General features: G+C 41.3%; 10 protein-coding genes. 7 read left to right on the top strand and 3 right to left on the bottom strand.

Features of this window, described 5'->3' with window-relative positions; all coding sequences use genetic code 11:
* Positions 1-6: 6 nt before the first annotated feature.
* From BN3283_RS10590 to BN3283_RS10565, 6 genes are all read left to right on the top strand, one after another.
* Entirely contained in the window at positions 7-1,473 is a 1,467-nt protein-coding gene (locus BN3283_RS10590; protein ID WP_059026619.1) for a RagB/SusD family nutrient uptake outer membrane protein, read from the top strand.
* A gap of 15 nt (positions 1,474-1,488) precedes the next feature.
* Positions 1,489-2,160: a DUF4843 domain-containing protein gene (locus tag BN3283_RS10585; RefSeq protein ID WP_059026618.1), complete on the top strand. Its 672-nt coding sequence runs from the start codon at positions 1,489-1,491 to the stop codon at positions 2,158-2,160.
* Between the two features lie 17 nt (positions 2,161-2,177).
* Positions 2,178-3,716, top strand: coding sequence for a PKD-like family lipoprotein (locus BN3283_RS10580; RefSeq protein ID WP_286137643.1), 1,539 nt, complete (start codon positions 2,178-2,180; stop codon positions 3,714-3,716).
* A gap of 281 nt (positions 3,717-3,997) precedes the next feature.
* On the top strand, positions 3,998-5,476 hold the full coding sequence (gene gnd / locus BN3283_RS10575; RefSeq protein ID WP_059027241.1) for a decarboxylating NADP(+)-dependent phosphogluconate dehydrogenase: 1,479 nt from the start codon (positions 3,998-4,000) through the stop codon (positions 5,474-5,476).
* A gap of 8 nt (positions 5,477-5,484) precedes the next feature.
* Entirely contained in the window at positions 5,485-6,969 is a 1,485-nt protein-coding gene (zwf, locus tag BN3283_RS10570) for a glucose-6-phosphate dehydrogenase (protein WP_059027240.1), read from the top strand.
* A 2-nt stretch (positions 6,970-6,971) separates the two neighbouring features.
* Entirely contained in the window at positions 6,972-7,385 is a 414-nt protein-coding gene (locus BN3283_RS10565; protein WP_041502845.1) for a DUF2721 domain-containing protein, read from the top strand.
* A gap of 97 nt (positions 7,386-7,482) precedes the next feature.
* Here BN3283_RS10565 and BN3283_RS10560 read toward each other — a convergent pair whose 3' ends face one another.
* The 3 genes from BN3283_RS10560 to BN3283_RS10555 form a co-directional block, all read right to left on the bottom strand.
* Positions 7,483-8,166 (bottom strand): hypothetical protein, encoded by a 684-nt coding sequence (locus tag BN3283_RS10560; RefSeq protein WP_059026616.1) that lies wholly within the window; start codon positions 8,164-8,166, stop codon positions 7,483-7,485.
* A 20-nt stretch (positions 8,167-8,186) separates the two neighbouring features.
* Positions 8,187-8,387 carry a hypothetical protein gene (locus BN3283_RS14535; RefSeq protein WP_147625589.1) on the bottom strand — a complete coding sequence of 67 codons (201 nt, stop codon included), beginning with the start codon at positions 8,385-8,387 and terminating at the stop codon, positions 8,187-8,189.
* 390 nt (positions 8,388-8,777) lie between these two features.
* Positions 8,778-9,350 (bottom strand): DUF4251 domain-containing protein, encoded by a 573-nt coding sequence (locus tag BN3283_RS10555; protein ID WP_041502847.1) that lies wholly within the window; start codon positions 9,348-9,350, stop codon positions 8,778-8,780.
* A gap of 365 nt (positions 9,351-9,715) precedes the next feature.
* Here BN3283_RS10555 and BN3283_RS10550 point away from each other — a divergent pair, with 365 nt between their 5' ends.
* Positions 9,716-10,198 carry a ferritin gene (locus BN3283_RS10550; protein ID WP_059026615.1) on the top strand — a complete coding sequence of 161 codons (483 nt, stop codon included), beginning with the start codon at positions 9,716-9,718 and terminating at the stop codon, positions 10,196-10,198.
* The last annotated feature ends 499 nt before the right edge of the window (positions 10,199-10,697 follow it).

Raw genomic sequence — 10,697 nt, 5'->3', positions numbered from 1 at the left:
AATACGATGAGAAAAGGTTTTATAATATTATGCATACAGATAGGTTTATTCTGCTCTTGTAATAGTTGGCTTGAATTGGAGCCGGCGAACCAAATCAGTAAGGATAAACTCTTTTCGGATGAAGCGGGATTTCGAAATGCCTTGAACGGGATTTATCAGAAGTGTGCGGAGACAAGCTTGTATGGAAAAAATCTGAGTTGGGGAGCTTTAAGCGTAATCGGACAGAATTACAATTTAGACTTGATCTATGATAATAATGACGCTTACATGGGTGAGTATGAATACGAGTCTTCCTATGGATTGACCCTGATTGATAATATCTGGTCGGGGCTTTATAATGCTATCGCTAACTGTAATTTGTTGTTGAACGAGCTCTCTTCAGCCTCACCCTCTTCGTTCACGTTGGATACGGTGGCTAAAAATTTGATCATGGGGGAAGCTTATGCTTTGCGGGCATTTTGTCATTTGGATTTGATCCGTCTGTTTGCACCTGCTCCGGCAAGAAACGATCAGGCGGCCCTGGTCCCTTATCATGAGGCCTATCCTTCTGTTATAACGGTACCTTTGAAAACGAAAGATGCAATCGATAAAGTTATTGAAGATTTATTGAAAGCAAAAGATCTGGTAGCTTATCACGATACGCTTTATAATAAAACGAGTATGGCTTATAAGATGGCAGCCCGGTTTCAGGGACAGTATACGTCGAAAGGAGGTTCTTTTTATAATAAAAGAGGCTATCGTTTGAATTATTGTGCGATCGTCGGCTTATTGGCCCGAGCCTATATTTACAAAGGAGATGTCGATAACGCTTTGTTTTACGCTAAACATTTTTATGATCGTTTCTATAACGGGAATAAATGGTTTACTTTCAATTCGTCATACGATTATACGACTTCTTTAAATTACAAGCAAAAGAAATACCTTGAGGAGTGTTTGTTTGCTTTCTACAATGGTAATTTACTTCAGACGGTAGAGAGTTATTGTGCCGTGGGAAGTTATCCGAGCTCTTTGCAATTGGCTGATTATGACGGAATATTTGCAGAGGATATGGATGATTATCGCTCTAATCTTGTAAGTAATGACGACGAACATAATATTTATAAATATCGCCGGGTGGATAATTACCAACGGGATGACGTGGAAGGAAAAGCTATTCCAGTGATACGCCTGAGTGAAATATATTATATTTTAATGGAGTGTAATTTTTTGAAAGGAAATAAAACGGAATGTTTGCGTTTGCTGAAGGAGTTCCGGGATAAGAAAGGATGTAAACGTCAAATCTCTTCTGTTAGTGATATCGGGAGTTTATATGATATTTTAATAAACGATGCCCGTCGGGAATTCGTGGGAGAGGGACAGCTTTTCTTTATGTACAAACGTTTGAATCGAAATATTTTGGTCGAAAACGGAGAGATTACGGCTTCCGAAGAACGAATGACATTTAAGGTGCCCGATAGTCAGAATTTTTATTAATAAAATGGTGATATTATGAAAAAATACGTATATCTGTTACTGTTTCTTATTGGTGCGGTAAGTTGTAATAAAGACGATATAAAAGTATATCGGTCGGATAGTTATATCTCTTTTGCCAATAAAGAGAAAGACACGGTAATCGTCTCCTTCTTTATGTTAGGAAATTTGAGCGAGTGTGAATGGCCGATAGAGATAAGGCATACCGGAATTCCTAAAGAAGAGAACCAGGAGTTTACGGTTACTGTAGTCAATGAAAAGACGACTTTAAAAGACGGATTTTATAGTTTGCCGACGGTAACGTCCTTTCAACCGATGAGTAAATTGGATACCTTTTACGTGAAGTTGACCAACTATCCTGAATTGACAACCACGAATGCTTATCTCTGCTTGGAACTAAAAGAGAATGCCGTGTTTAAATTAGGAGATCGGGATTATCGTCGTATTTATTTAAAAGTGAATGATAATGTGGCGAAGCCGGATTGGTGGAACAATCGGGTGGTGAACTATTATCTGGGAAAGTATTCCGACACGAAGTTCAGGAAATTAGTGGAAGTTGTTCAACCGGATCTGTCCAACCCGAGTGAGGACTGGATTCGTTCCTGGGCACTCGAGTTCAAGAGTTGGCTGGATGCGAATCCTATCCCGGATGAAAACGGAGATCCGATGACTGTACCTGTAAGAATTTAATTTAAAATAGAATGAATATGAAGAATATAAAAATATTTTGCATGCTTGTGGTCAGCGCTCTGTTGCTTTTTTCCTGCTTTGAGGACGACGGTAATTATGACTATAAGGATATTGAAACACATAAAATAACCATTCGCTATCCGGTATACGGGATTACGGTATATCAGGGAGAACCGGTTGTATTTTCCCCGTCGTTGTCTTTTGCCAATCAGGAACAGAAGGAGTCCGGGGATACCAATATGTACAAATGGTCTTACCATTTCGATTATCTTGGATGCGTATGTACCGAACGGAATATGAACATGGTTTTGGAAGACGCGGAGGTCGGCAAGAGTTACGAGGGAATTGTAATGGCTGAGGATACGTTGACAGGGGCTATTTACACTCAGAATATTTCGTTTACTTATAAAAGCCGCTATACGGTCGGTTGGATTATTTTATCCGATGACGGGGGAAAGAGCAAGTTGAATTTGGTAAGGATTCAGAATGCACAATGGTACACGGATAAAGATATTTACCGGGCCATTCATGACAAGGAGCTGGGAACGCGGCCTGTTGGATTGATCGGAAATCGTTCGGGAAGAAATGATGTGCGGGTTTTGCAGGAAGGAGCAGAGGGAAATATCATTTTGGAAGGAGCCAATTATCAAAAAATCGGAACTATTGCCGACGAGTTTGTGGGAGGAAAATACCCGGAGGGGTTTGTTCCGAAATCGATGGCCGTATCCGGAGGAAATGTGGCTGCCATACAGGGAGAAAACGGGGAGGTGTTCACGAAGACATTCGATAGTTGGTCGGGAACGCCTTATGCATTTGCCTTGTTTGCAAATGTTCCGTTGCAATCGAATAAACAGAAATTGAACGTGCCTTTTCTGTTGTCTGCTTCTCAAGGAACATCGACATATAATCTTATGTTATACGATGAAACATTCCATGCATTCTTTATGCTTTACGGGGCTTCTTTTTATGACGCGGGAAGGTTGTATAAATTGAAAGCTCCGGAAGATTGGGACGGAACAAAAGGCCCCTCTCCCGATAACCTGAGTAATTACGAGATGGTATATTGCCAGATGAAAAACGCTTCTTATTATGATCAGGATATTTGTGCCATTTTGAAACATAAAACGAACGGGGAGCTGTATTTCTATACATTTGAATATTCGTCGTCTAATTCCAATGTAGTTGTAAAAAATATTGTTTACACGCGGATACCAGCCGTATCCGCTGCCTTAATGGGTGAAAATACCAAATACCACGCGTTGAGGGGACGTTTCTATATGTTTTTTGTTTCGGAAACGGATCCTTCCGTGCTCTATTATTATGATTTGAAAACCAACAAGCATGCGCCGTTTAAAACGTTTAGTGGACGCAAGATTGTTGCACTCGAGTCAAATTATAGTAACAATACTCATGTCGGAGTCGGTTTGGATAACGGGGAGTTCTTCTTGCTGAACGTGGAAGACGAGGTGTTGGTGAGCGGGACGGAAGAAGATAAGGTGATTTACGGTACGAAAGTCGATGGGAAAGTGGTTGATTTGTTTTATAAACAGTATTGATATTCGTCGTTTCCCGGATTCGAGCCGCAAAGGTTTTGCGGAAGAAATTCTCATCCTTCCGGGTGTTGTACCTGATCGGTTTGGATTCGGGAAAGGATAAATAAACCCAGGGGTAAATTATTAAAAGGGAATATGGTGATGAAATAGTGTTCACCATGCTGCCGGGCAGATCGAGTCTTTGCCCGGCAGTTTTATTTTTACCGGTACGAATGCCGTGCGGACATCGAACAAAAATGAATAATCCACGTAATATAGAAGGTTATTTAATTAAAATTTATAAGATGACACAAATTTCAGATATCGGGTTGATCGGTTTAGCAGTCATGGGGGAGAATTTGGCGCTAAATTTAGAGCATAAAGGGTATACCGTTTCCGTGTATAACCGGATTCATCCCGGACAAAAAAGTGCTGTCGCCCGTTTCTTGGAGGGGCGAGGAAAAGAGAAACATTTTGTGGGGACTTATACGATACAGCAATTGGTGGAGTCGTTAAGATTACCCCGGAAGATTATGTTAATGGTAAAAGCCGGAGAACCCGTGGATGAACTGATCGGGCAATTAGTGCCCTATCTGAGTCCCGGGGATGTCATTATCGACGGGGGGAACTCTGATTTTAAAGATACGGCAAGGCGCGTTAAAATGTTGGAGGAAAAAGGGTTGTATTTCGTGGGTAGCGGTATCTCCGGGGGAGAAGAGGGTGCTTTGAACGGACCTTCTATTATGCCGGGCGGATCGGAAACGGCCTGGCCTTTGGTGAAAGATATCCTTCAGACGATTGCGGCTAAATTAGACGACGGTTCTCCCTGTTGCGAGTGGATCGGAAGCGGAGGAGCAGGGCATTTCGTGAAGATGGTACATAACGGTATCGAGTATGCCGATATGCAACTGATAGCGGAAACCTACTCGATTTTAAGAAGACGGACCGGTAAAAATAACGATGAGATAGGTCAAATTTTCGAGGAATGGAACCGGGGTGAACTGAACAGTTATCTGATAGAGATTACAGCCAATATACTGCATTTCCGGGATGCGAACGGTCAATATTTGTTGGATTCCATATTGGATGTGGCCGGACAAAAGGGAACCGGGAAATGGAGCGTTATGTCGGCTTTGGATGAGGCGAATCCCCTGACATCCGTGGCAGAGGCTGTTTTCACCCGCTTCATGTCCATGAGGCTCGAGGAGCGGGAAAAAGCTTCTGTGCTTTATCCCACGGAAGAGACCGGCGATCTGGTGACTTCCGCTACGATCAATGATTCCGGGATCGAGGCGGTAAAAGAGGCTCTTTACGCGGCTAAATTGATCTCCTATTCTCAGGGTTTTTCTTTAATGAAGCGGGCTTCCATGCGTTATGGTTGGGATTTGGATTTTGGAGCGATAGCTAAAATATGGCGTAAAGGATGTATCATCCGTTCTGCTTTTTTAGAACGGATTACCCGGGCTTATCATCGCGATTCCACCTTGGATAACCTGTTGTTCGATACTTTTTTTCAGGATAAGATTCAGTTGACTCTTCCTGCCTTGAGGGGTGTTGTGGCGGACGGCGTGTTTAACGGAATCGCCTTGCCTTGTTTCTCTTCTGCCTTGAGTTATTTCGACGGATTGAGAACACTCCGTTCTCCGGCCAACCTGATTCAGGCTCAACGGGATTATTTCGGGGCTCATACCTACGAGCGTACGGATACCGAACGGGGACGTTTTTTCCACACGGATTGGACGGGAGAAGGAGGGGAAACGGCTTCCGGAACTTATAATGCATAGTAATCATGATGAAAAAAATAGAGAATCAAATTTTAATCATATTCGGGGCGTCGGGCGACCTGACCAAGCGTATGCTATTGCCCTCTTTGTTCGAACTTTTCGTTCGCGGGTTATTACCGGAACGGTTTCTGATATTGGGGACAGCCCGTTCTTCTTTCACGGACAAGAGTTTCCGTGCGCATATAAAAGAAAAGTTAAGGGAATTCGTAAAGGAGAAAGAGAAGATAGATGATTTTTTACCCCTGTTGTTTTATCAGGTTTTTGATCCGGAGGGCAATACGGACGAATTGAGCGAACGGGTCATGCAATTACGTCAACAATACGATATTCCGGATCATACCATCTATTATTTGGCAACCCCTCCCTCTTCCTATGATTCGATTACCCGCTATCTGCGCGAAAGTCGATTGATGCGTTCGAAGAACGGATGGCGGCGTATTGTGGTAGAGAAACCTTTCGGGATTAGTTTGCCTTCAGCCCGAGAGTTGAATCGTTGTGTTAATTCCGTTTTTTCTGAAAATGAGATTTACCGAATCGACCATTTTCTGGGAAAAGAGACCGTCCAGAATATATTGGTTTTACGTTTTGCGAATGAGACCTTCGAGGCCTTGTGGAATCGCAATTATATCGATCACGTGGAGATTTCAGCTCTCGAAACCATCGGTATCGAGGGACGGGGCAAATCCTACGAGGGGGTCGGGGCCTTACGGGATATGATCCAGAATCATCTGATGCAGCTGTTGGCTTTTGTGGCTATGGAACCTCCTGCCACGATCGACGCGGAAGCTATACGCGACGAAACGGAAAAGGTGATCCGGGCTCTTCGACCGATGACGGATAACGAGGTGGCGGAAAATGTTGTCCGGGCTCAATATACGGCCGGGACGGTGCGGGGGGAAGCGGTTGCGGGCTATCGGGAAGAAAAAAACGTGGCTGCCGATTCGGGTACGGAAACCTTTGTCGGTATCAAATTTTTTATAGATAACAGGCGATGGAGTGATGTCCCCTTCTATTTTTTCACGGGAAAGCGATTAAAGGAGAAAAAATCGGAAGTCATTATCCATTTCAAATCTGCCCCGCATAAACTTTTTAAGGGTGAATGTCCCGGAAACTCCTGCAATCAATTGGTTTTACGTATTAACCCCGATGAGGGAATCAGGATGAAATTCGGATTGAAGATTCCGGGTGCCGGATTTGAGGTCGAGCAGGTGGCTATGGATTTTAGTTATGCTTCTCTTTGCAAGGAGTATATTCCGGGAGCTTACGAACGCCTGCTGTTGGATGCGATGTCGGGTGATTCCATGTTGTATACCCGGAATGATGCCCTCGAAGCCAGCTGGCGGTTTATCGATCCTATCGTGAACTATTGGGAAAAACACCGGAACGAAGATATGTTGTATTATGCCGCGGGAGAAAACGGACCGGATTTGGGAGAGAAATGGAATGTCTCCTCTCTGGAACCTACTGTAAACCAGAAAAAGTGTACGCGATAGATATGGAAGAATTAACGTTGACGACCCCCTCCATCCTGTTTTCGGCGATATCGCTGATTATGTTGGCTTATACCAACCGTTTTCTGGCTTACGCCCAGGTGATACGAAATCTGAAGGTGGAGCATGAGAAACATCCTACTCCAATGACGCAGCGACAACTGGATAACCTGAAAAAGCGACTTTATATGTCTCGTTCCATGCAGATTTACGGGGTAATCAGTCTTCTCCTTTGCGTGTTATGCACTTTTTTTATTTATATAGGTCTTCAACTGACAGCGGTATACGTGTTCGGAATAGCCTTGCTGCTGTTGGTTATCTCCTTAAGCATATCGGTACGGGAAATACTGATCTCGGTAAAAGCATTGGAATTTCATTTGGATAACCTGACTCCCGGTTCCCCCGAAGGAAATTCGTAATTTTCCGAAATGATACGTATGCTGCGTTTATTGTAAAAGAAGTCTTGTCATTTTGGATAAACTTCTTGTTGAAGGTTGAATGTTTTTGTTTTATGCGTTAGAAAACAGTTTTTGATTGTCGATTAATTTTTTCTTCTTTCCCACCCCAAATGTTTTTTCCGTCGACCGAAATTTCTTGTGGCTTGTAAATTTGCGGTTTGTAGAGAATCTCCTCGTCTTGTATAAACTTGCCGTTGTCATCAATATGGTAGTGGGAATCTATCCGTTGAGCCTCGAAAGGAGGGGTATCCGGACGAAAATACACGGGTGTTTCCGAGAGTGGCTTTAACCAATACACGGTTGCCTTAAAGTCGCTGTCCAAACGGTATTGTTTTGTGAATGTGAAATTGTCAAATGAGCCTCCAACGGCTACGTCTAATGTGTCTATGATTTGATAATTAGAATTGAACGTGGCTAATAAGTGTCGTTCATTCTCTCCTATTTCAATAGCTAAATCTAATAAAATATAATTTTTGCTTTCTGTATTAAAACGTCGAAAGACGGTACAATTGGTGTCATCATATTTAATTCGTTTCTTTAAGTTTACATCGGAATAGGCATGAAGTGATATTTCTGAAGCAAGTTCACTGTTGACGGCGTAAAGAGGGGTAGGGTATTTTGTTAAGTTTGTTATTTCAAAGGGTAGTGAAGTTATCTCGATCTTGTCCACTTTATTTTTTAGTGATGTCGTTTCACCAGAAAATCCTATTAGTAAGGCGATTAAAAATAATATGCTTTTCATATCTGTAGTTTTTGATTGTTTTAGAGTGATATTGTTTCATTTAAATAGAGTCCGTCGTTAGGACGTACCTGAGTGACATCATATTTTTTTTCTTTACCGACTCCGGCCGTAGAATCTTGGAATGAGGAATCTGTTGGGTTGTAGTATAAACGATTTTTTACAGTACTACAAGCTGCTGCCGCATAATCGCATATAGGAATCGACACGGTTTCTGATCTCATTTTCCCATTTATTGTCTTGACGGGAAAGAAGAAAAATGACACTTAGACAAAAGAAAAGGAGTGATTTTTTCATAGGACATATTTTTACACAATACCCCTTATATCCTCAATTTTACAAAGTTATAATTTATATATTATATTACAAATAATATGTAAAATTTAATTCGATTTTTGATGTTTAAAAGAAGGTTGTTTCTATGCCGTACAATTTCGTCGGATCGAAATCGGGTTTGTACCTTTTCTTCCGAATTTCAACGTTTATTTCGTGAGAATTGTCGTTTCGTATTTTTAAATAATCTAAGATTTGGACGGGATTTTAACGGTTAAAAACAATCCCGGAAATTACAAATTCGATTTCCGGGATCAGGTCATTTTGAATGATATATAGCCTTATAATTTTCTTCCTTCAAAAGTATTGGATTTTTCCGATGGTACGAGATTGCCGTTTAAGATGAGGGTGTTGGAATGGAAGGAGGGCAGTATGGTGGCAGAAGCTTTGTTGTTGCCGACGAGGGAGATATTCACGTAAGCCGATATGCCTAATCCCTGCACGTAAAAACTGTATGAAACCCTTCCTTTTTTATCCGTGCTCATTTTTATATCGGAAACTTTTCCTTCCACGGTTACTCCTCCCAAGCCGTTTTGAAGCGGACGTCCGGTAACGAAACTAACCTGTACGGTAGCTCGGTCTCCCGACATAGAGATGAAGTTAGTGGAAGGGGTTACGCTTATTGTTCGTCCTTTTTTAAAGGTTAATGTTTGAGCCTCGAGAACGAAATCCTGTTTCTTCAGTGCATCGATAGCTGTTTGGAATAATTTTTCATCTTCTTTTTGCCGGGCGAGCTTACGTTCTTCCCGCGTCATTTTTCTTTTTTCTTTGGCCGTTGTTCTCTCCTGTGCCGTCAGTGGGGTTACGCTTGCTAATAAGATAGCCATCATAAACCAGGTAAGTATTTTATTCATCTTGTCGGAGTTTAAATGTTTGTTACTAATCTCTTGTGATCATTTAACGAAAACTGAAATAAAAAGGTTTTCCTTGTATACAGAATGTCAAAATGACAGGTGTAACGGAAGAGTTCCAGTAAATAGATTTTGCTGAAAGATTGTAAAAAATAGGTTGTGTGATTTTTTTTATATATGTGATTGTCTGTATGTTGTCATTTATCTTTATTTGTCGATTGTGTTATTTTAATAATGGAATTGTATAAAATAAATTAATAATTCTGATGTAATGTATTAATGGTTTATTTTTGGCTTTTTTTATGTAAGAGTGTATGTAAAATAGACAATGTGATTGAAATAGATACTGATAATTAAAAGTAAAAGTTATGATGACAGAAAAATTGCAACAGGCAATAAAAGAACAAATTACGGCAGAGATGTGGTCTGCTAATTTGTATCTTTCCATGTCTTTCTATTTGCAGAAAGAGGGTTTTGACGGTTTTGCACATTGGATGAAAAAGCAATCGGGAGAGGAGACCGAACATGCTTGCATGATGGCAGATTATATGATCAAGCGCGGAGGAGTTCCGAAAGTAGACAAAATCGACGTGGTACCTCAAGGTTGGGGCAGCCCGCTGGAGGTGTTTGAACACGTCTATAAGCATGAATGTCACGTTTCCGAGTTGATTGATAATTTGGTCCGGGTCGCTTCCGCCGAGAAAGACAATGCAACCCAGGATTTCTTGTGGGGATTTGTTCGTGAACAGGTGGAAGAAGAGGCAACGGCTCAATCCATTGTCGATAAGATAAAGAAAGCCGGAGAGGCAGGATTATTCTTTATGGACGCAAAATTGGGAGAACGTAAATAAGTATTCGTCGGCTGGCTTAAAGAGAGTAGAAAAACATACGGACCTTCATTAACAAGGTTCGTATGTTTTTTTGTGGATAGAATACGTGATAATTCAGGAAAAGTATCACGATATATATCATATTAATTTTATAAATTTTACGAATTAGTATATGTAAATGTGAGTATATAGATAATTTTTTATAACTTACACCCTGTTTTTTGATTAAACTAAAGTCCTCGATTAGCATGAAAAGTTGTGGTTACATGTTGATAACTCGAATACAAGCAAAATTATTGCTTCGGTCCGGCTTGGGGCGGTTCTTTTTTTTGACAGTCTCGGCATGCATTCTTTTTTACATGGGTTTTAATTTGAGCACGCTTAACTCTGCGAGGCAGTCGGGAGAGCTCTACATGGCTTCCCTCTTTCCTTACTTGATCGCTTTTTTATTCACTTTGTCGCAATTTTTGGTTTTGATTTTTCTCCCCTGTGTCATTTTTCCGGGAAAAAAATCGACACG

Origin of the sequence: Gabonibacter massiliensis (assembly GCA_001487125.1) — a bacterium.
GTDB lineage: Bacteria > Bacteroidota > Bacteroidia > Bacteroidales > Marinifilaceae > Gabonibacter > Gabonibacter massiliensis.
Note: the sequence above shows the minus strand (reverse complement) of the source record. Positions and strands in the feature narration are given on the sequence as shown.

What these genes read in the sequence shown, in the direction of transcription:
- BN3283_RS10555 (WP_041502847.1), bottom strand. Translation starts at nt 9,350, where the DNA reads ATGAATAAAATACTTACCTGGTTTATGATGGCTATCTTATTAGCAAGC.
- BN3283_RS10590 (WP_059026619.1), top strand. Translation starts at nt 7, where the DNA reads ATGAGAAAAGGTTTTATAATATTATGCATACAGATAGGTTTATTCTGC.
- BN3283_RS10580 (WP_286137643.1), top strand. Translation starts at nt 2,178, where the DNA reads ATGAAGAATATAAAAATATTTTGCATGCTTGTGGTCAGCGCTCTGTTG.
- gnd (WP_059027241.1), top strand. Translation starts at nt 3,998, where the DNA reads ATGACACAAATTTCAGATATCGGGTTGATCGGTTTAGCAGTCATGGGG.
- BN3283_RS10560 (WP_059026616.1), bottom strand. Translation starts at nt 8,166, where the DNA reads ATGAAAAGCATATTATTTTTAATCGCCTTACTAATAGGATTTTCTGGT.
- BN3283_RS10550 (WP_059026615.1), top strand. Translation starts at nt 9,716, where the DNA reads ATGATGACAGAAAAATTGCAACAGGCAATAAAAGAACAAATTACGGCA.
- zwf (WP_059027240.1), top strand. Translation starts at nt 5,485, where the DNA reads ATGAAAAAAATAGAGAATCAAATTTTAATCATATTCGGGGCGTCGGGC.
- BN3283_RS10565 (WP_041502845.1), top strand. Translation starts at nt 6,972, where the DNA reads ATGGAAGAATTAACGTTGACGACCCCCTCCATCCTGTTTTCGGCGATA.
- BN3283_RS10585 (WP_059026618.1), top strand. Translation starts at nt 1,489, where the DNA reads ATGAAAAAATACGTATATCTGTTACTGTTTCTTATTGGTGCGGTAAGT.
- BN3283_RS14535 (WP_147625589.1), bottom strand. Translation starts at nt 8,387, where the DNA reads ATGAGATCAGAAACCGTGTCGATTCCTATATGCGATTATGCGGCAGCA.